This window comes from Brachybacterium sp. GCM10030252 (genome assembly GCF_042666535.1).
Lineage (GTDB): Bacteria > Actinomycetota > Actinomycetes > Actinomycetales > Dermabacteraceae > Brachybacterium.
The window spans coordinates 109,549-127,447 of record NZ_JBHTDM010000005.1 but is presented as its reverse complement, the minus strand read 5'-3'; the positions used below and the strand labels follow the sequence as shown (position 1 = coordinate 127,447).

20 protein-coding genes, 2 tRNA genes and 1 pseudogene are annotated in these 17,899 nt (G+C 68.3%); 8 read left to right on the top strand and 15 right to left on the bottom strand.

Going from position 1 to position 17,899, the window contains the following annotated elements; genetic code table 11:
• Positions 1–22: 22 nt before the first annotated feature.
• Together ACFQRJ_RS04620 and ACFQRJ_RS04615 are read left to right on the top strand one after the other, a co-directional pair.
• Positions 23–238 carry a heavy-metal-associated domain-containing protein gene (locus ACFQRJ_RS04620; RefSeq protein ID WP_377017526.1) on the top strand — a complete coding sequence of 72 codons (216 nt, stop codon included), beginning with the start codon at positions 23–25 and terminating at the stop codon, positions 236–238.
• A 99-nt stretch (positions 239–337) separates the two neighbouring features.
• Positions 338–2,650 (top strand): heavy metal translocating P-type ATPase, encoded by a 2,313-nt coding sequence (locus tag ACFQRJ_RS04615; RefSeq protein ID WP_377017524.1) that lies wholly within the window; start codon positions 338–340, stop codon positions 2,648–2,650.
• 181 nt (positions 2,651–2,831) lie between these two features.
• Here ACFQRJ_RS04615 and ACFQRJ_RS04610 read toward each other — a convergent pair whose 3' ends face one another.
• From ACFQRJ_RS04610 to ACFQRJ_RS04580, 7 genes are all read right to left on the bottom strand, one after another.
• Positions 2,832–3,068, bottom strand: a complete 237-nt coding sequence (locus ACFQRJ_RS04610) for an acyl carrier protein (RefSeq protein ID WP_377017522.1) — start codon at positions 3,066–3,068, stop codon at positions 2,832–2,834.
• Positions 3,069–3,331: 263 nt separating this feature from the next.
• Positions 3,332–4,231: an SDR family oxidoreductase gene (locus ACFQRJ_RS04605; RefSeq protein WP_377017520.1), complete on the bottom strand. Its 900-nt coding sequence runs from the start codon at positions 4,229–4,231 to the stop codon at positions 3,332–3,334.
• Positions 4,232–4,389: 158 nt separating this feature from the next.
• Positions 4,390–5,586: a zinc-dependent alcohol dehydrogenase gene (locus tag ACFQRJ_RS04600; protein ID WP_377017518.1), complete on the bottom strand. Its 1,197-nt coding sequence runs from the start codon at positions 5,584–5,586 to the stop codon at positions 4,390–4,392.
• A 61-nt stretch (positions 5,587–5,647) separates the two neighbouring features.
• Entirely contained in the window at positions 5,648–6,604 is a 957-nt protein-coding gene (locus ACFQRJ_RS04595; RefSeq protein ID WP_377017623.1) for a cation transporter, read from the bottom strand.
• Positions 6,605–6,657: 53 nt separating this feature from the next.
• Positions 6,658–7,146: a substrate-binding periplasmic protein gene (locus tag ACFQRJ_RS04590; RefSeq protein WP_377017516.1), complete on the bottom strand. Its 489-nt coding sequence runs from the start codon at positions 7,144–7,146 to the stop codon at positions 6,658–6,660.
• A gap of 229 nt (positions 7,147–7,375) precedes the next feature.
• Complete coding sequence (locus ACFQRJ_RS04585; protein WP_377017514.1) at positions 7,376–7,945, bottom strand: hemerythrin domain-containing protein; 570 nt, start codon at positions 7,943–7,945, stop codon at positions 7,376–7,378.
• A 239-nt stretch (positions 7,946–8,184) separates the two neighbouring features.
• A tRNA-Lys gene (locus ACFQRJ_RS04580) sits at positions 8,185–8,258 on the bottom strand.
• A gap of 196 nt (positions 8,259–8,454) precedes the next feature.
• Here ACFQRJ_RS04580 and ACFQRJ_RS04575 point away from each other — a divergent pair.
• On the top strand, positions 8,455–9,351 hold the full coding sequence (locus tag ACFQRJ_RS04575) for an NAD-dependent epimerase/dehydratase family protein (protein ID WP_377017512.1): 897 nt from the start codon (positions 8,455–8,457) through the stop codon (positions 9,349–9,351).
• A gap of 56 nt (positions 9,352–9,407) precedes the next feature.
• On the opposite strand, the gene ACFQRJ_RS04570 is transcribed toward ACFQRJ_RS04575, so the two are convergent.
• Positions 9,408–9,992, bottom strand: a complete 585-nt coding sequence (locus ACFQRJ_RS04570) for a sugar O-acetyltransferase (RefSeq protein ID WP_377017510.1) — start codon at positions 9,990–9,992, stop codon at positions 9,408–9,410.
• Between the two features lie 74 nt (positions 9,993–10,066).
• Positions 10,067–10,522, bottom strand: a complete 456-nt coding sequence (locus ACFQRJ_RS04565; RefSeq protein ID WP_377017508.1) for a GNAT family N-acetyltransferase — start codon at positions 10,520–10,522, stop codon at positions 10,067–10,069.
• A 136-nt stretch (positions 10,523–10,658) separates the two neighbouring features.
• On the opposite strand from ACFQRJ_RS04565, the gene ACFQRJ_RS04560 reads away from it, so the two are divergent.
• Entirely contained in the window at positions 10,659–11,075 is a 417-nt protein-coding gene (locus ACFQRJ_RS04560; RefSeq protein WP_377017506.1) for a YchJ family protein, read from the top strand.
• Positions 11,076–11,177: 102 nt separating this feature from the next.
• On the opposite strand, the gene ACFQRJ_RS04555 is transcribed toward ACFQRJ_RS04560, so the two are convergent.
• Together ACFQRJ_RS04555 and ACFQRJ_RS04550 are read right to left on the bottom strand one after the other, a co-directional pair.
• Positions 11,178–11,702: a hypothetical protein gene (locus tag ACFQRJ_RS04555; protein ID WP_377017504.1), complete on the bottom strand. Its 525-nt coding sequence runs from the start codon at positions 11,700–11,702 to the stop codon at positions 11,178–11,180.
• Between the two features lie 105 nt (positions 11,703–11,807).
• Complete coding sequence (locus ACFQRJ_RS04550; RefSeq protein WP_377017502.1) at positions 11,808–12,563, bottom strand: SDR family oxidoreductase; 756 nt, start codon at positions 12,561–12,563, stop codon at positions 11,808–11,810.
• A gap of 146 nt (positions 12,564–12,709) precedes the next feature.
• Between ACFQRJ_RS04550 and ACFQRJ_RS04545 the strand changes: the two genes are divergently transcribed.
• Positions 12,710–12,791, top strand: a tRNA-Leu gene (locus ACFQRJ_RS04545).
• Between the two features lie 547 nt (positions 12,792–13,338).
• Here the strand turns inward: ACFQRJ_RS04545 and ACFQRJ_RS04540 are convergent.
• From ACFQRJ_RS04540 to ACFQRJ_RS04525, 4 genes and pseudogenes are all read right to left on the bottom strand, one after another.
• Positions 13,339–13,581, bottom strand: a complete 243-nt coding sequence (locus ACFQRJ_RS04540; protein ID WP_377017500.1) for a hypothetical protein — start codon at positions 13,579–13,581, stop codon at positions 13,339–13,341.
• Between the two features lie 166 nt (positions 13,582–13,747).
• The gene (locus tag ACFQRJ_RS04535; RefSeq protein WP_377017498.1) at positions 13,748–14,227 is read right to left on the bottom strand and encodes a DUF4383 domain-containing protein; all 480 of its coding nucleotides are present in this window, start codon (positions 14,225–14,227) and stop codon (positions 13,748–13,750) included.
• 222 nt (positions 14,228–14,449) lie between these two features.
• A complete protein-coding gene (locus tag ACFQRJ_RS04530; RefSeq protein ID WP_377017496.1) occupies positions 14,450–14,635 on the bottom strand; it encodes a hypothetical protein in 186 nt (61 codons plus the stop codon).
• A 200-nt stretch (positions 14,636–14,835) separates the two neighbouring features.
• A pseudogene (locus tag ACFQRJ_RS04525) lies at positions 14,836–16,024 on the bottom strand (IS3 family transposase).
• 244 nt (positions 16,025–16,268) lie between these two features.
• Between ACFQRJ_RS04525 and ACFQRJ_RS04520 the strand changes: the two are divergent.
• The 3 genes from ACFQRJ_RS04520 (at position 16,269) to ACFQRJ_RS04510 (ending at position 17,880) form a co-directional block, all read left to right on the top strand.
• Positions 16,269–16,895 carry a dihydrofolate reductase family protein gene (locus ACFQRJ_RS04520; RefSeq protein ID WP_377017494.1) on the top strand — a complete coding sequence of 209 codons (627 nt, stop codon included), beginning with the start codon at positions 16,269–16,271 and terminating at the stop codon, positions 16,893–16,895.
• A 29-nt stretch (positions 16,896–16,924) separates the two neighbouring features.
• Positions 16,925–17,434 (top strand): GNAT family N-acetyltransferase, encoded by a 510-nt coding sequence (locus ACFQRJ_RS04515; protein WP_377017491.1) that lies wholly within the window; start codon positions 16,925–16,927, stop codon positions 17,432–17,434.
• 74 nt (positions 17,435–17,508) lie between these two features.
• The gene (locus ACFQRJ_RS04510) at positions 17,509–17,880 is read left to right on the top strand and encodes a nuclear transport factor 2 family protein (RefSeq protein WP_377017489.1); all 372 of its coding nucleotides are present in this window, start codon (positions 17,509–17,511) and stop codon (positions 17,878–17,880) included.
• Positions 17,881–17,899: the final 19 nt, after the last annotated feature.

Here is a 17,899-nt window from a genome sequence, read left to right as displayed (position 1 = left end):
CGAGAACACGAAGGAGAGCCTCATGAGCGCGACCGCGAGCCGATTCCAGGTCACCGGAATGACGTGCGGACATTGCGAGATGTCGGTGCGTGAGGAGGTCGGCGAGATTCCCGGGGTCCAGCACATCGAGGTCAGCCACGAGACCGGCGACCTGGTCGTCACCTCGGATCAGCCCGTCGAGGACGGCGACGTCCTCGCTGCGGTCGAGGAAGCCGGCTACTCCGCGACCCGGGCCTGAGAGCCGAAGCCTGGCGAACCGACCGGTCACCCGGCACGACCGGACGCCCGAGTCGACCACACCTCCCGTATTCGAACCCGCCTCCCGAGAGAGGACCCCATGCCCACGTCACCGTCCCAGCTGCCCCTCGGCGCCGATATCGAGCTCGAGATCGGCGGGATGACGTGCGCCTCGTGCGCCAACCGGATCGAGCGCAAGCTCAACAAGCTCGACGGTGTGACCGCCTCGGTGAACTATGCGACCGAGAAGGCGCGAGTCACGATGCCCGAGGGCTACTCCCCCGAGGATCTGGTGGCCGAAGTGGAGCGGACCGGGTACACCGCGACGCTTCCGCAGCCCGCGGCCGCCGACGAGGACCCGCACGGCGAGAAGCAGCAGGATCCGGAACTCGCTTCGCTGCGACAGCGGCTGATCGGATCGGTGGTGCTCTCGGTGCCGGTCATCCTCCTGGCGATGATCCCGGCGCTGCAGTTCACCTACTGGCAGTGGGCCTCGCTCGCCCTGGCCGCCCCCGTCATCGTCTGGGCCGGCTGGCCGTTCCACCGTGCCGCCTGGGTCAACCTCCGCCACGGCGCGGCGACCATGGACACGCTGATCTCGGTCGGCACCGCCGCGGCGTTCCTGTGGTCGCTGTATGCGTTGTTCCTGGGCTCGGCAGGCATGCCCGGCATGAGGCACAGCTTCGAGCTGAGCATCGCGCCGTCCGACGGGGCGGCGAACATCTACCTCGAGGTGGCCGCCGGGGTCACGATGTTCATCCTCCTGGGCCGTTACCTCGAGAAGCGGTCCAAACGACAGGCCGGTGCCGCACTGCGGGCCCTGCTGGACATGGGCGCCAAGGACGTGGCCGTGCTGCGAGGCGGCGAGGAGAGCCGCATCCCGGTCTCCGAGCTGGCCGTGGGCGATGAGTTCGTGGTCCGTCCCGGCGAGAAGATCGCGACCGACGGCACGGTGGTCTCCGGGCGCTCCGCGGTCGACGTCTCGATGCTGACCGGCGAAGCGGTCCCCGTCGAGGTGGGCGAGGGTGACGACGTCACCGGAGCCACCGTCAACGCCGGCGGCCGTCTGCTGGTGCGGGCCTCGCGGGTCGGCTCCGACACCCAGCTGGCGCGGATGGCCGCGATGGTCGAGGAGGCGCAGTCCGGCAAGGCCGAGGTCCAGCGACTGGCGGACAGGGTCTCGGCGGTCTTCGTCCCCGTCGTCCTCACGCTCGCCGTCCTGGTGCTGATCGGCTGGCTCGTCGCGGGGTTCCCCGTCGAGGCCGCCTTCACCGCCGCCGTGGCGGTCCTGATCATCGCCTGCCCGTGCGCGCTGGGCCTGGCCACCCCGACCGCGCTGCTGGTGGGGACCGGCCGCGGCGCCCAGCTGGGCATCCTCATCAAGGGCCCTGAGATCCTCGAGTCCACGCGCCGGGTCGACACCGTGGTGCTGGACAAGACCGGCACCGTCACCACGGGCACCATGACGCTCCTCGACGTCGTCCCCGCCGCCGGCGTGGACCGCGCGGAGCTGCTGCGCCTGGCGGGTGCCGTCGAGGACGCCTCCGAGCATCCCATCGCCCGGGCGATCGCGCGCGGCGCCGCCGAGGAGATCGGCACGCTGCCCACGCCGGCCGAGTTCGAGAACCTCGAAGGCCGCGGCGTGCGCGGCACCGTCGAGGAGAAGACCGTGCTCGTCGGTCGCGAGGGCCTGTTCGCCGAGCCGGTCCCGGGCGAGAGCTCGCACGGGCTGGATGCCGGGCTCCTGGATCCTGCCCTCACCACCGCGAAGGCCGACGCCGAGCGTCAGGGCCGCACCGCCGTGATCGTCGGCTGGGAGGGACAGGCGCAGGGAGTCCTCGTCGTCGCCGACACTGTCAAGCCCACCAGTGCGGAGGCGATCCGCTCGCTCCGCGCGCTGGGACTGACACCGATCCTGCTGACTGGGGACAACCGCGCCGCCGCGCAGCAGATCGCCGCGGAGGTCGGCATCGACGAGGTGATCGCCGAGGTGCTGCCTCAGGACAAGATCGACGTGGTCTCCCGCCTCCAGAACGACGGCAAGGTCGTGGCGATGGTCGGTGACGGCGTCAACGACGCCGCCGCGCTCGCCCAGGCCGACCTGGGCCTGGCGATGGGCACCGGCACCGACGTCGCGATCGAGGCGGCCGACCTCACGCTGGTGCGCGGAGATCTCCGCAGCGCGGCCGACGCCATCCGCCTCTCCCGGCGCACCCTCGCCGTCATCAAGGGCAATCTGTTCTGGGCCTTCGCGTACAACGTGGCGGCCATCCCACTGGCCGCGCTGGGGCTGCTGAACCCGATGCTGGCGGGGGCGGCGATGGCGTTCTCCAGCGTCTTCGTGGTCATCAACAGCCTGCGCCTGCGCGGCTTCGCGGGTCGGGCCGGGGACTCGCTCCCGGCGTCTCGCTGAGCGAGCGCTCAGGTGGCCCCAGCTGCCGCTGCGCGTGCGCTCTGCATCGCGGTGCCGGCACGGCGAAGGCCCCGCCGGGATGCCGGCAGGGCCTTCGTGGTGAGGATCGGGCGGGCCCGGTCCGGGGGTCACGTCATCGCGGAAGCCGATGAGCGTTCCCCGCTGAGTCTCGGGCTGCCCCTCAGTTGGGGCTCGTGTTGTCGGTCCCGCCGAGCTCGCGGAGGAACCGATGGCATTCCTTCGCACGCTCGGCGTCCTGTTCCATGACCTTCTCGAAGAAGGCTGCGATCTCCTCCTGCTCCGCATTTCGCGCATCGCGCACGTACTGGCCGTAATCATGGCCGGCCTTGAGTGCGTGGTACTGCACGGAGATCAGGTCGAACGTGACGTCGTCGAAACCAGTCTGTCCAGCAGGCATGCATTCCTCCTTCAGATCGGCCGGAGGGCGCACCAGGCGATTCACCTCCAGCGACGTGTCACCGGTAAACCCGGCTGATACAGGCTTAACACCGCCGCCGGGAACGGACAAGCCCCGCCCCGCGAATCGAGGTCACAGGCCTTGCCGAGTGGTCAGTGCCTGCTTGTTCGCGAAAGCCATCGGGTGGCCCCGGCGTTCTCCGACTCCCCCGGGGCGCGCCGTTCTCGGGCGGTCTCATCGACATTCCACAAATCCGCAGCGCCTCACGGCGAGGGCATTCCGCCGTTGACGTTCAGCGTCTCCCCCAGCACGTAGCTGGACTCCGGGGAGGTGAGGAAGACGTAGGCCGGGGCCAGCTCGGTGGGCTGACCGGCGCGGCCCAGCGGCGTGCTCTTGCCGAACTCGGGCAGGGCCTCCTTGGGCTGCCCGTCGGAGACCTGCAGCGGCGTCCAGATCGGCCCGGGCGCCACACCGTTGACGCGGATGCCGCGCGGGGCGAGCTGCTGGGCCAGGCCCTTGGTGAAGTTGTTGATCGCGGCCTTGGTCGAGGCGTAGTCGATCAGCGTCTCCGAGGGCTGGTACGCCTGGATGGAGGTGCTGTTGACGATCGTGCCCCCGGCGGGGAGGTGCTTCAGAGCAGCCTTGGTGATGCGGTACATCGCGTGGATGTTGACCTCGTAGGTGCTGACCCACTGCTCGTCCTCGAGATCCTCGAGGCTCTCGATGGCGATCTGGCGCCCGGCATTGTTGACCAGGGCGTCCAGGCCTCCGAGCTCGCGCACGGCGTCCTCGACCAGCTGGGCGCAGAACGCCGCGTCGGAGAGATCACCGGGCAGCAGCACCGCCTTGCGACCGGTCTGCTCGATGACGCCGGCGACGTGCTCGGCATCCTTCTGCTCGGCCGGAAGGTAGTTCATGGCCACGTCCGCGCCCTCGCGGGCGAAGGCGATGGCGACGGCGGAGCCGATGCCGGAGTCGGCGCCGGTGATCAGTGCCTTGCGACCCTCGAGACGGCCGGTGCCGCGGTAGGTGTCCTCACCGCGGTCGGTGCCGGGGATCAGTTCGGCGTCGAGACCGGGTTCGGGCTGGTCCTGCTTCGGCGGCGAGACGTCGGGGAAGCGGTCGACGGGATTGACGAGTGCGAGCTGGTCGTTCGAGGCCATATGGATCCTCTCCTCGGTGCGGTTCATCTGTGCGTGACGGCCACGGTGTGCGTGGCCGCCGGTCTGGGAGGCCCGATGGGCGGTCGCGGGACGCTGCTGTGGGACCACGTGCCGGACCGCAGGTGGCCGCCGGCTCGGGCCCGGCCGCCGGTCGCGAATCAGCTGGACGGTGCGGCGCCGGAGGGGTCGAGGACGACTTTGATGCACCCGTCGTGCTTCTTCTGGAAGAGGTCGTAGCCGACGGGTGCTTCCTCGAGCGGCAGGCGATGGGTCACCAGGTCCCCGACGCCGAGCGGATCGGCGGGGTCCTCGACCAGCGGCAGCAGGTCATCGGTCCACGAGCGCACGTTGCACTGGCCCATGCGCATCTGGACCTGTTTGTCGAACATGGTCAGCAGCGGCATCGGGCTGGCGGTGCCGCCGTAGACGCCGGACAGCGACACGGTCCCGCCCCGGCGGACGAGGTCGATCGAGGTGTGCAGGGCGGCGAGGCGGTCGACGCCGGCGCGCTCCATCATCGGCCCGGAGATCGCCTTGGGCAGCTTCGCGACGAGCGAGTGGGCCAGGCCCGCGAACGGGCTCCCCTCGGCTTCCATCCCGACCGCGTCCAGCACGGCGTCGGGTCCGCGGCCACCGGTCTGCTCCCGGATCTCGTCGACGGTGTCCTCGCCGAGGTCGAACACCTCGATGCCGTGACGCTCGGCCATGGCGCGACGCTCAGGAACGGGATCGACGCCGATCACACGAGCACCGAGATGGCGCCCGATCCGCGCGCCCAGCTGGCCGACGGGACCCAGCCCCATCACGGCCAGGGTCCCGCCGTCTGGCACGTCGGCGTACTTCACGCCCTGCCAGGCCGTGGGAAGGATGTCGCTGAGGAAGAGGTAGTTCTCGTCGGGCAGCTCCGCACCGACCTTGACCAGCCCGTAGTCGGCGTGCGGAACGCGGAGGTATTCGGCCTGGCCGCCGGGGACCTGTCCGTACAGCTTCGAGTAGCCGAACAGGGCCGCCCCGGAGCCGTACTCCGTGACCTGGGTGGTCTCGCACTGGGACTGCAGCCCGCTCGAGCACATGCCGCAGTGGCCGCAGGCGATGTTGAAGGGGACCACGACGCGATCACCGGGCCGGACGTGAGTGACGTCCTGGCCGACCTCCTCGACGATCCCCATCGGCTCGTGGCCGATGACGTCCCCGGGGCTCATGAACGGGACGAGCACGTCGTACAGATGGAGATCGGAGCCGCAGATCGCGGTGGAGGTCACCCTGATCACCGCGTCGGTGGGCTGCTGGATCGTGGGGTCGGGGACGTCCTCCACGCTCACGTGCTCGGTACCCTGCCAGGTCACTGCTCTCATGATCGTGTCCTCGCCTCGATGTCATCCGTGCGGAGATCTCCACGGTAGAGGCCTGGGGCGTTCACGTCCGCAGGGTCGACCGAAAGGTCTGGGTCGGCGGCAGCTCCGGCACCGGCGCGACCACCACGTCGTGGACCTTCCAGTCCAGGTCACGGATCCGATCGCGAAGCTCCGCGCAGTTCCCGGCCCCTCCCCCATGCTGCTCATGGGGGACGACGAACACCTCGGCGTGGAAGACGTGGCCCTCGTCGCGCACCCGAGCGCGCGCCTCGCGCACCCATGGCGCCGCTTCGGCATGCTGCTCGATCTCCAGGGTCAGCGGGTGCGGCTCGGAGTCGTCATAGGTGCGAGCCTCGGTGTCGGTGAGACCGCCGATCGAGGAGCGGAGGTTCTTCAGGCCGTCGCGGAGGATCGAGACGGAGACGATCAGTGCGCCCACCGAGTCCGCCCACCACAGGCCCAGGCCCACGCCCAGCACACCGCCGATCGTCGCGACAGCGGTGGTCCAGTCCGCCTTGTTCATGTCGGCGTCGGCGAACAGCACCTTGTCGTGCAGCGGCTCGGACAGCTTCAGCTTCATCCGGCCCAGCACCACCGGTCCGATGCTGGTGACGGCCATGACGGCCACCATCAGCCAGCCCGACCAGATGCCGTGACCGGCGATCACGGTCAGCCCCATCGGGGGTCGCTCGACCGTGACCAGCGTCTTGACCGAGTCGATGGACAGGTACGCGCCCATCACCAGCAGTGCGAGCGCAGCAACCAGATGGGCGACCCCGATGGAGCGGTGGAATCCGTAGGGGTGCAGGCGATCGGGCTGCTTGCGAATACGGCGGGTGGCGATCAGGAAGGCGATCGGGGGCAGCAGAGAGAGCATGTCCTCGGCCCAGGCCGCCCGCATCGCCTGGGACTGGCCTGCCACGAGGGCCACCAGGGCGACGGTGGCCGACATCCACGCCAGCGTGATCCATTCCAGGCGGATGGCGCGCTGCAGCGCCTTGCGCTGCTCCTGGCCCATCGCATCGCGGCCCGAACCGGTGTCCTCCTCGCCGCCTTCACCATCATGCTCGCTCACAGCTCACCAGCCTCCTTCGCGAGGAACCGCTCGAGATCGACCATCAGGGCATTCTCACCGGGCTGTACACCCATCACGATCTTCACCGTCTTGCCCTCGGGACCCTCGGTGGTCGTATAGGGCCGGGTCAGGGCGATCTTCGAGGACCAGGGTGCCTTCGAGGACAGACCGCCGACGACGAGGTCGAGCTGGCCGGCCTTCATCTTCTCGGCAAGGGTGTTCTCCCCCGCCGGCACCCAGGTGATCTCGGCGTCGATGGACTCGGCGTACTCGCTCACCAGCTCCACCTCGGAGCCGCTGACCTCACCCTCGGGACCGACCTCGGTGAACGGCGGGTTCTCGCTGATCCCGACGCGCAGCTCACCGCCGGTGGCGCGGTCGAGCGTTCCCTGCGCGTCTGCGGGGAAGTGGCCCTGGCATCCGGTCGCGGCGATGACCAGCATCCCGATGAGGACCAGGAATCGTGTGATCCGTGTGCTCAGCATGAAATCTCCTCCGATGCGGCCGGTCATGCCCCGACCGGCCCTGCACCGGGACACTGTAGGCACACCACGGCCGCTGCTGCGTCCCTCAGCGGCGGGACGGACCGGGAGGTAGATCCACGAGCCGGGTCCACGCACCGCGAGGCCCGCACCGGAGCGAGGGCTCGCCGGACGCACGCCCGCCTCCGACGCGCCCGGTCAGGCCGCGTCGGAGGCGGGCGCCGTGGGGTCGTCAGTCGGTGTTGCGGCCGGTGAGCTTGTCGCGCAGGCGATCGACCATGCCGACGCCCGGGCCGACGGACTTGTGGAACAGCTCCGAGTGCGGTGCGTTCGGGTGCGGCCGGGTCGGAGCGGCCTGCTTCGCCTTCTCGACCTTCTCCGCCATCTCCACGAGCTCCCCCTGGGGGATGTTCTCCCGCAGCTTCGGGAACTGCTCGTCCTCCTCGTCGTGGACGTGGTGGTCGAGCTTGTCCTCGAAGGTCTTGATGAGGTCGAGGAACTCGGCGCCGGAGGCGTCGACGTCCTCGAGCTGCTTCATCACGTCGACGAGCTCGTCGTGCTCCTGCTTGTCGTGCTCGACCTCTTCGTCGCCGCCGGGGACGTGCTTCTGCACCGCGGGGTAGACGATCATCTCCTCCGCCACCGAGTGACGCATGACCTCGGCGATCACGGTATCGGCGGTGTCCCGGCGCTCCTGCGGGTCGGGGTTTCCCTGGATCTGCCGCAGCAGGTCCAGCATGGCGTGATGGTCGGCGGTGAGAACGTCGACGACGTCCTGCTGCGAACTCTGCGTCTCGGTCACGGTGTCCCTCCGTCGGGTGGTGTGCGGGCACGACCGGGCCCCGCTGACGGGGCCGGACTCTCGTGGCCGACGCTAACGCCCGTGTGGCGTGAAGAACACCTTCCCGACCCGGCGGTCGTTCGGGCGCAGGCCCATCATCGGACGCACGGGGCGCGGATCGATCGGCGCCGCCCTCGGACCAGGTCGACCTGTAGAGATGCGAAGAGGCCCCACCGATCCGGTGGGGCCTCTCTCGCGGGTGCGCCATCAGGGACTCGAACCCCGGACCCGCTGATTAAGAGTCAGCTGCTCTAACCAACTGAGCTAATGGCGCGAACAGATGAAGACTTTACCCGCTCATCCCCTCACGTCCAAGGTGGGCGGGCGCTCTGTGAGCGAGCGAACAGGTCACCGGCTGGTTCCGCCTCGGACAGACGGAGCGGCCGGGCATCCAGGAATCGCCTAGACTCGACCATCCCAGGAATGTCGGCGCGCGAGGGTCCGGTGGACGCTCGGCGGAGGAGGTCGGAGTGAGGATCGCGGTCACCGGTGCCACGGGTGTGCTCGGGCAGGAGGCGGTGGAGGCTCTGGTCGCCGCCGGACACGAGGTCACCGGGATCACCCGCCGCGATTCCGGCGTACCGATCGTCGAGGGACGAGGCGGCGCGGCCGTCGTCGCCGACGTGTTCGACGCCTCCGACCTCGCCCGTGCCTTCCGCGGTCACGACGTCGTCATCAACACCCTCGCCCACGTGCCCGTCGGCATGGCCGGGCTGCGCCCCCTGGCCTGGCGGGAAGACGACAAGCTCCACCTCGAGGCGTCCGTCGCGATCGCCAAGGCGGCCGCCGAGGCCGGCGTGCGCAAGCTGATCCAGGAGTCCACCATCTTCCTGTACCCGGACAACGGGTCGGACTGGATCACCGAGGATCAGCCGCTCAGCGTCCACAACCAGGCGTTCCGCCCGCGGGTGAAGGAGATGCGGGCCGCGGTGGACTTCGCGACCTCCGGTCGCAGCAGCGTGGTGCTGCGCCTGGGCCAGCTGTTCGGCCGTGACCCGCACACCACCTACGCGCTGAAGGCCACCCGCTCGGGGGACCCGATCCTGCTGGGCCGGCCCGATGGATACGTGACGCTGCTGCACCACACCGACGCCGGCCGCGCCTTCGTGGCGGCCCTGCGCGCGGACAGCGGCTTCTACAACGTCGGCGGGGAGCCGATCCCCCGTCGGCGCTGGGCGAAGGACCTGGCCATGGAGGCCGGTGTCGATCAGCCCGCGAAGTTCTACCCGGAGATCACCCAGGCGATCGTCGGCACCCGGCTGGACACGCAGCGGCGTTCGCTGCGCGTCTCCTCGGTGCGCTTCATGTCGGAGACCGGATGGTGGCCGACGATCGGCCCCTCGACCCCGGGCTGGTCCCGCCGCTGACGCGGCCCGATCGGAGCCTCGATATCGGACGCCTCCGCCGTCGTGGCCGGAGCCGGTCAGAGCGTCCGCACGACCCGCGCCGGGCTGCCGACGGCGACGCTGCGGGCAGGGACGTCCCTGGTGACGACCGCTCCCGCCCCGATCACGGAGTCCGCGCCGATGCTGACTCCCGGCAGGATGGTCGCGCCTCCGCCGATCCAGACGTTGTCGCCGACGGTGATCGGCTCGGCCGCCTCCCATCCCTGGCGACGCGGCTCGGGTTCGAGCGGGTGGACGGGAGTGAGCAGTTGGATGTTGGGCCCGAGCTGACAGTTGTCACCGATGCGTATCTCGACCACGTCCAGTGCCGTCAGGTGATAGTTGACGAAGGTGCCCGCACCGATATGCAGGTTGCTCCCGTAGTCGAGGTACAGCGGGGCTCGCACATGCGCGCCCCTGCCGAACGTGCCGAGAAGATCACCGAGGATCTCCTGGGCTGTGTCGGGGTCCTCGGCGTAGTCGCGGTTGAAGCGCGCCGAGAGGGCCAGTGCCCGGCGATAGGCCGTCTGGATCGCAGGATCATCGGCGAGGTACCAGTCCCCGGCCCTCATCTTCTCCAGCGGCGAGCGCTGGTCGTCCTCGTCGACATGGAAGCTCTGCATGATCCGAGCCTAGGCGGAAGCAGCGAGCGGTCGTACCGGTCGGGATGCTCCGCGCGGCCGGCACGGCACCGGGGTCAGCGCGGCAGGCGCATCCCCAGGCTCGGCGCGGAGTCCACGAAGCCCAGGGAGCGGTAGAGCTTCTGCCCGGGCGGATCGGCGAGCAGGGTGATGTACGGATTCGGCGGCGCGGCGGCATCGATCCGGGCGATGAGCTCCTCCATCACGGCGCGGCCGAGGCCCTGACGCTGATGGTCGGGGTCCGTGGCGATGTCGGCGAGGTGGAAGTACCAGGTGCCATCGCTCAGCACCCTGCCCATCGCGGCGAGGGCGTCGTCGTCGGTGCGCACGGTGGTCCAGGCCCAGCTGGCCCTCAGCGCACCGGCGGCCTGTGCATGGGTGCGTGGGCTCAGCCCGACGATCTGCCGCAGGCGCACGTACTCATCGCTCGTGGGCGGCTCGTTCAGGAGGCGGTACCCGGAGGGGAGGTCGACGTGGTGGTGCTCGCCTGGTGCGGAGTGACGTTCGGGCATGCTCCGATCCTGCCATCCGCGATCCCGCGATCTGCGGGCACCGGTGCAGCTCGGCCGGGTCACACCGGACACAGGCACGCACTGCCACCGGCACTCGCTGGGATCGGCGCATGGCGGTCTCGGCGATACTCGTGGGATGAGCGCTCCGTCCACTCCCCCGGCCGACGATTCGCGCTGCCCGTGCGGCACCGGTGACACCTTCGGTGCGTGCTGCGGGCCCGTGCTGAGCGAGCGGCGGCGAGCAGCCACGGCGGTGGCGCTGATGCGCTCGCGGTACACGGCCTTCGCGATACGGCACGTGGACCATCTGCTGCGTACCTGGCATCCCACCCGGCGCCCCGACCGCGGCGACCTCGCGGAGTCCGTCGCGGCCGACGTGCGATGGCTGCGGCTGGAGCTCGGTGAGACGACCGGGGGCGGCCCGTTCGACCGCGAGGGGACCGTGGAGTTCACCGCCATCGCGCGCACGCCACAGGGCCGCCAGGAGCAGCACGAGGTCTCCCGTTTCGTCCGGGAGGACGGCAGCTGGCTGTACGTCGACGGTGCGCTGTAGAGGCAGCCGTCGAGGCTGCAGAGACTCATCGGCGCCGGCCGCGCGGGGCGGCCGGCGCCGAGTGCCGGATATCAGCGGGTCGGGCCCGGTGGTCGGGCCGGTTCAGCGACGCGCTCTGCGGGCCTGCTTCGCGCCGTGCTTCGCGGCGGCACGCGTCTTCCGCGCAGCGCGGTCTGCCTTCGTCCTGACGGGTGCGACCGTGGCGGCCGTCGTCGCCTTGGCCTTCCCCGTGGTGCGAGCAGCCTTCTTCGTCACGGCCTTCTTGGCACCGGCGACGTCACGCCTGGCCGCCGCTGTCTTCTTCGTGGCCGCTGTGCCGGCCTTCTTCTGCGCCGCCTCGGGCGCCTTCCCGTCGCCGCCGGACAGGACGATCGCCGCCGTGACGCCTGCACCGATGAGGACCACGCCGATGACGCCGCCCGCGATCGCTACCGGGAGCGTCACGGGGGTCTTCTCGTCACCGGCGGCGGAAAAACCCTTCATCGAACCGACGAGCTCGTTCTTCCAGCGGGTGACCGCGTTCTTGGGGTTCACACGGTCGACCAGCTCATCGATGTCCGACGCGAGGTTGTCCTGCCGGCGATAGGCCTCGTCGCGCATGTCGTCCAGGCTCTTCTTCTTGGCCACCACTGCCTCCGGGGGGTCGTCAGGGCTTGATTGCGCCGATCGTATCGCGAGCAGGCGTGCCGCTCGGAATCCTCCGCCGCGTGACTGGTCAGCCGAGGGCGCGGGTCAGCCGCGGGTGCGGGCGAGGAAGTCCTCTGCCCCACCGACGAGCTCGATGTGCCCCGTCGGAACGTCCGCCGTGGCCATGCGCGCGACCTCGGCGGCGAACTCCTCGACCGAGTACAGCTTGCCGGCGGCCTCGCGGCGCTGCTCCAGGGCGCCCGGGCGGGCACGGTTCAGCAGGGTCGCGGTGACGGTGCCCTCGATCATGTCGCCGGAGACGACGACGAAGGAGACGCCCCGGGCGGACATCTCGTCGATCCGTGCGGTCAGCGCGGTCTCGCCGGCGCGCTTGGAACGCGCGACCTGCTCGTACTCCGGCATGGTCTCGACGTCGTCGATGAAGTGCGCCTGGTGGCTGGTCACGAAGACCACCCGGCCGCCGGTCGAGAGGTGCTCGAGGCCGGCGCTGAGTGCGTCGTTCTGGGCGTCGCGGTTCAGGCGCATCGCGTAATCCTCGCCGAGGTCGGCCTCCATGCCGCCGGAGGCGTTCAGGACCAGCAGGTCCAGGCTGCCGTAGGTGTCGACCGCGGCCTGCATGAGGGCGCGCACGCCCTCGGTCTCGGTGAGGTCGGCGCCGACGGCGATTGCCGAGCCGCCGGCCTGCTCGATCTCGCCGACGACCTTGTTGGCGCGGGGTGCCTTCTGGCGGTAGTTGATGACCACGTTGGCGCCCTGCTCGGCGAGCAGCTTCGCGGTGGCGGCGCCGACTCCGCGGGAGGATCCGGTGACGACGGCGGTCTTGCCTGCGAGGGCGCTCATGAGCAACTCCTGTGATGATTCGTGGTGAGGATTCGAGATGACGAGGGGCGAGCGGCCGCACCCTCCGGGGACGGGCCGAGTGCATCGCGCCACCAGCTCCCCGAGCCTACCGGAGCATCCCCCGGTGGCCGATAAGCTGGGCGGGCGCGCGAGTGGCGGAACTGGTAGACGCGCTGGATTTAGGTTCCAGTGCCTGAGGGCGTGAGGGTTCGAGTCCCTTCTCGCGCACGCAGCCTTTCGTCTCTGACCTCACACTTCCCGACTGCAGTCGGGACTGCACAGGCGTGGTGGGCACGGAATGGGCACTGCACCCCCTGGGGTACGACCGCGATGGGCACTCATGGTTGTCTGGCCCTCGCGGCATGCTGGCCCCCATGAGCGACCTCGCTGTCTTCTCCGCGCATCAGGCCGCCGTGCGGATCGTGCACGGGCTGGTGAACCAGTATCAGCTCACGGTCGAGGGCCCGATGCCCGTTCGGTGCACTCCAAGCTCGACACGACGTTGCCTCAGTGAGCCGGGGCCGATTGCAAATTAATTGCTGGTGAACGGGTTTGAATGCCGACGCGCTGGGATCTGCGTCGGTGCCTGAACGGGTTGGGATCAGAGGATGGATCCGTTGTTATCGGACATAGCAACTCCCGGGCATCAGCAGGGTGCCGCGGGGTGCCATGTCGGACTGCTTTGTGGCGTGGTCTTGGGTTGCTGCGGGACGAGCGGAAGGTGGGGGCAATTCGTTTCGCCCCCACCTTCCACTGCTACGACGCGCGGTAGCTGCTAGCCCTTCTTCCCAAGGGCGGGCAGTGAGCGCTGCTCCTCGAGCTTCATAGCGACGCCCAGCACGAAGAATGTTGGCGCCCATTGACCGACGAATAGCCCCCAGCGGTCGGCCTGAGCGCGCGAGTCACTGGACTTCATGGCGGACATTGTCCACTGGGCGACCGTCAGGCCGATCGACGCAAAACCAGCGGTGTACATATGATCCGACCTCAGCCCGAGGTCGCTCAGCATTTTCAGCATGATGTTCTCCATTCAGTGTGGTGGTGCGGTGTCAGACGGGCGGGCCATATTGCTTGTTCAACGCGCCTGTCGCGGCCCGGTGGCCTACTCGACCAGGTTGAGCCGTTCCGCGGTGCCATAGAGACGCAGAGCGGGTCGGTGGGCTCAGGCGTCGAAACCCTCTCGATTACCCGTCGTGCTGGGTCGCGGTGACGGCGCGGCCTGGTCGACGGCGAGGGAGGAACGACAGCGCGATCATGGTGACGCCGAGGACGAAATGGAGCCAGTTATCGGCGGTGTTCAGCGGCACGAAGTTGGCCATCGACTCCTCGCCGATGACGAGGCCGTAGATCCACAGCACCAGGTAGACGATGCCGCCGATCAGCAAATAGAGGCGGGCGAGTGATGCGCGGCTGGCTAGGGCGACCCCTGCTACGCCGTACAGCAGGTGCACGACGTTGTGCAGGATCGAGACCTGGAAAATGCCCAGTAGCATCGCTTCAGAATGATGCCCCGCAAACTGCATCGAGCCGACGTCGGTGGTCAGGCCGGGGATAAACCCGGCTATCCCGACGAGGAAAAACACGACACCGTACACCAGAGCCGCGATCTGTACTGGAGTACGGCCGAGATCATTCACAGTGGGAGAGCGGTCAGGGGTATTCATCAACAATCCTCCGATCGCGTGAGCCTCGCTCAGGTGCCGCGAGGGCACGAGAAGCGTGACGTCTACGGGAGCTTCGATGACAGCGAGTGCACACTGATCATCCTGTCGACTGCGTGTACTGAGTCACAACCTAGCCCCAGGTGGGCGGTGGGCTCAAAGGAGCCGACCGATCGGAATGAAAACGAGCCGGAAGACTGGAGATCCGGGGGCGGCCGGGAGACCTCACTGCAAGCCGACAGGGTCCAGGTCGTTGCCCTTTGGGTGGACGCACGAGATCACGTGCTGGAATCGTCCAGCGGCGGCCCCTCGGGCGAGCCAGTACGCCTCGATCAGTAGCAGCACAGCACCGAGCACTACGATCGCCCAGACAAGCAACATCGTCAGTGCCCCTACGAGTGCGGGATCCATGACGCGATCATAGCTCCACCACGCAGAACACCCCCCCTCTCCCGGCGGGGGTTCGGAGAGCGGGGGCTTCCCGGAGGACGACTCGGTCGTCGAGGGGGGAGACGAGTCGCACCCGCAAGAACGGCTCCGTCCTCACCGCTCTGCTGGTGCCTGATCATCGCTGGAAGGGACTGCTGCACGGATAGGTGACAGTTGCGGTGTTATGCCGCCAGGGTGACGGTCGGGTTCATGATGGTCTCGTATTCGATGGGGGTCAATCGGCCCAGGCGGGCCTGCCGGCGGCGTCGGTGATAGGTGCGTTCGATCCAGCTGATGATCGCGATCCGGAGCTCCTCGCGGGTCCGCCAGCGACGCCGGTTCAGCACGTTCTTCTGCAGTAGAGCAAAGAACGATTCCATGGCCGCGTTGTCCCCGGCGGCACCGACTTGGCCCATCGATCCGATGAGGTGATGACAGTTGAGAGCGCGCACGAACTTCCGCGCCCGAAACTGCGACCCGCGGTCGGAATGCACGATGCATTCCACTGTGTCACCCCGTCGCGATGCGGCGCTGTCCAGGGCGTTCACTGCGAGGCGGGCTTTCATCCGCGAGTCCATCGAGTAGCCGACGATCCGCCCGAAGAACGCGTCTTTGATCGCGCAGAGGTAGAGCTTGCCCTCATCGGTGGGGTGCTCGGAGGGGGCACCTCCCGCTTGCGGGAGAATGTCGGTCAGCCACAGCTCGTTGACGTCATCGGCGGTGAAGTCCCGCTTGACGAGGTCATCGTGCACGGGCGGGCCCGGCCTCTTGCCATTCTTCCCCCGCTTTTCCCGAAGGCGGAGTACCACTGATTGTCCCGGCAGGTCCTCCACGCGGTCCGCTCACAGACGACCTCGCCACGCTCGGCCGCTTCACCGGCGAGGAATCTGTGCCCGAACTCGGGGTCGTCGCGGTGCGCGTCGAACAGCGCGTTCGCACGGTAGGCCTCGATCAGCTCGGTCTCGGTGACCTGTTGTTTCCGCCAGCGGTAGTAGGGCTGGCGGGAGAGCTTCAGCACCCGCAGGGACACCGCGACACGGATCTTGTCGGCGGCGAGCTCGCTCACGAGCGGGTAGAGCCTTTTGACGGCAGGTTCGCCTGGGACAGCTAGGCCGCTGCGTGGCGGAGGACCTCGTTCTCCTGCTCCAGCAGCCGGATCCGCTTACGGGCATCACGCAGCTCGGCCGACTCCTCGCGGGTCTTGCCGGGCCGGTTGCCGTCCTCGATGTCGGCTTGGCGCAGCCATTTCTGCAGCGTCATCTCGTGGACGCCGAAGTCCTTGGCGATCTGCGCGATCGTGACGCCGTCCTCGCGGGACCGGGCCACTCGCACGACATCGTCGCGGAACTCCTGGGGATAGGGAGCGGGCACGGTGCACATCCTTCCTGGCCGCCCAGCGGGCAAGCCAGATCAGATGTCACCTATCCGTGCAGCAGTCCCGTGCGGCAGTCCCAGCAGTGCGTCACTATCGCCCGATTGGGTGATGCTGATCGACCTTGATGGCGGATGTTCCGGTGCGTCGCTTGCCTCAAAGTCTAGGAGCGACGTCCGTTGTGTCGCTGCGGCGATCGCGGCATGGTGTACGGCACGGCTCTCATCCAGAAGGAGTTCCACAATGAAGTTGACCGTTATGCAGTTCGTGAGTCTAGACGGGGTCTCGCAAGGCCCAGGCTCGCCGCAGGAGGATCCCAGCGGAGGATTCACACGAGGCGGGTGGCTGGTACCGCACATGGACGCAACATTCGTGGATCAGGCTTCCGACTGGTTGGAGCATGCCGATGCGCTCCTGCTCGGCCGACGCACCTACGAGGCGTTTGCCCGTGACTGGCCCCAGATCACTGATCCCGCGGACCCCTTCGCAGTGCGGATGAACAATCTGCCGAAGTATGTCGCTACGCAGACCCTTGCTGACGGCGAGTGGAATCCCACCACCATCTTGACCGGGGATGTCGAGGCGCAGATCGCTGGCCTCAAAGCCCAACCAGGCCGCGACCTGCGGGTGCACGGTAGCTCGTCGCTGGCCCAGAGCCTATTCTCGGCCGGCCTCGTCGACGAGCTGCGGTTGGTCGTAGCGCCCGTGGTCGTAGGGCAGGGCCGACGGCTGTTCCCCGATGGCGCGGCCCCGCTCGGCTTCGAACTCATGAGCAGCCGCACGACACCTCAGGGGCTGACCATCCAGGTCTTCGAGACGCGGGGGAGGCCGGATTTCGCGGCCTACGAGGGTGTCTCGGCAGTAGGGTGAGTTGTCTCGAAGCCGCTCACGGTGCTCAGTTGCCGCTGAAGATCAGACGATATCGCGGCGCGGATGCACAGCACACCCTCAAGGTCTACGTGCGCGCCATCCGAGAGACCGCGTCGGCACACTACCGCCCCGATCAGATCAGATCAGATCAGATCAGATCAGATCAGATCAACGCATGGTGTCCTCCACAACTGGATGTGGCAACTTGGGCCCCTGCTCGCTCGCGTGCCTGGACGATCGTGGCCGAGTGGGAGGGCGCGCTCGTGGGTTTCTGCGACCTAACCGACGAAGCCGAGGTGGACATGCTGTTCGTCGCTCCCCGAGTCGGCGGACGCGGCGTCGCCCAGGAGCTGATCGCGGCGGCGCTGGCTGAAGCGCGACGGCGTGGGTGCACGCGTGTCACCACCCGAGCGAGTCGTGGCGCACGAGCTGCCTTCGCGCGGAGCGGCTTCGTGGTTGACCGTGAGAACCGTATCAACATAGTCCGTGGCATCCTGGTGCCAAACTTCGAGATGCATGTCGATTTGAACGGCGCATGAGTTGTGCCGGACACCTTTCGGCAGCCCGGTAACGACGAGGCAGCATAATCGCTGCGACGAGGAGGAAGAATCACATGGAAACGAGTCCTAACAAGCAGACCGTAGAGCGTTATCTCGATGGTTTCCGGCGCACGGATCATGATCAGATCTTGGCCTGCTTGACCGATGACATCCGTTGGACGGTATTTGGCGCTTTCGTACTGGAAGGAAAGGCTGCCTATGATGCCGCCATCGAGGGCCCGGGGTTTGCTGGAGACCCCGAGCTGGAGGTGGTGCGGATGGTGGAAGAGCACGAGACGATCATGGCTGAGCTTCGGGGGCGTGTGCCCCAACCGGATGGATCGATGAAGCGGTTGGCCATGGCAGAGGTCTTCGTGATGCGAGAAGGTCTGATCTGTGAGCGCCGGGCCTGGGTCGTTCCGCTGGCCGAGGGGGACGTCTGGTGAGTGTGGCACCCGAACTCTC

Excerpts from the sequence above, each read along its gene's own strand:
- ACFQRJ_RS04620 (WP_377017526.1), top strand. The coding sequence starts at position 23 with ATGAGCGCGACCGCGAGCCGATTCCAGGTCACCGGAATGACGTGCGGA.
- ACFQRJ_RS04615 (WP_377017524.1), top strand. The coding sequence starts at position 338 with ATGCCCACGTCACCGTCCCAGCTGCCCCTCGGCGCCGATATCGAGCTC.
- ACFQRJ_RS04610 (WP_377017522.1), bottom strand. The coding sequence starts at position 3,068 with ATGCCTGCTGGACAGACTGGTTTCGACGACGTCACGTTCGACCTGATC.
- ACFQRJ_RS04605 (WP_377017520.1), bottom strand. The coding sequence starts at position 4,231 with ATGGCCTCGAACGACCAGCTCGCACTCGTCAATCCCGTCGACCGCTTC.
- ACFQRJ_RS04600 (WP_377017518.1), bottom strand. The coding sequence starts at position 5,586 with ATGAGAGCAGTGACCTGGCAGGGTACCGAGCACGTGAGCGTGGAGGAC.
- ACFQRJ_RS04595 (WP_377017623.1), bottom strand. The coding sequence starts at position 6,604 with ATGGGCCAGGAGCAGCGCAAGGCGCTGCAGCGCGCCATCCGCCTGGAA.
- ACFQRJ_RS04590 (WP_377017516.1), bottom strand. The coding sequence starts at position 7,146 with ATGCTGAGCACACGGATCACACGATTCCTGGTCCTCATCGGGATGCTG.
- ACFQRJ_RS04570 (WP_377017510.1), bottom strand. The coding sequence starts at position 9,992 with ATGCAGAGCTTCCATGTCGACGAGGACGACCAGCGCTCGCCGCTGGAG.
- ACFQRJ_RS04565 (WP_377017508.1), bottom strand. The coding sequence starts at position 10,522 with ATGCCCGAACGTCACTCCGCACCAGGCGAGCACCACCACGTCGACCTC.
- ACFQRJ_RS04560 (WP_377017506.1), top strand. The coding sequence starts at position 10,659 with ATGAGCGCTCCGTCCACTCCCCCGGCCGACGATTCGCGCTGCCCGTGC.
- ACFQRJ_RS04550 (WP_377017502.1), bottom strand. The coding sequence starts at position 12,563 with ATGAGCGCCCTCGCAGGCAAGACCGCCGTCGTCACCGGATCCTCCCGC.
- ACFQRJ_RS04540 (WP_377017500.1), bottom strand. The coding sequence starts at position 13,581 with ATGCTGAAAATGCTGAGCGACCTCGGGCTGAGGTCGGATCATATGTAC.
- ACFQRJ_RS04535 (WP_377017498.1), bottom strand. The coding sequence starts at position 14,227 with ATGAATACCCCTGACCGCTCTCCCACTGTGAATGATCTCGGCCGTACT.
- ACFQRJ_RS04530 (WP_377017496.1), bottom strand. The coding sequence starts at position 14,635 with ATGGATCCCGCACTCGTAGGGGCACTGACGATGTTGCTTGTCTGGGCG.
- ACFQRJ_RS04520 (WP_377017494.1), top strand. The coding sequence starts at position 16,269 with ATGAAGTTGACCGTTATGCAGTTCGTGAGTCTAGACGGGGTCTCGCAA.
- ACFQRJ_RS04510 (WP_377017489.1), top strand. The coding sequence starts at position 17,509 with ATGGAAACGAGTCCTAACAAGCAGACCGTAGAGCGTTATCTCGATGGT.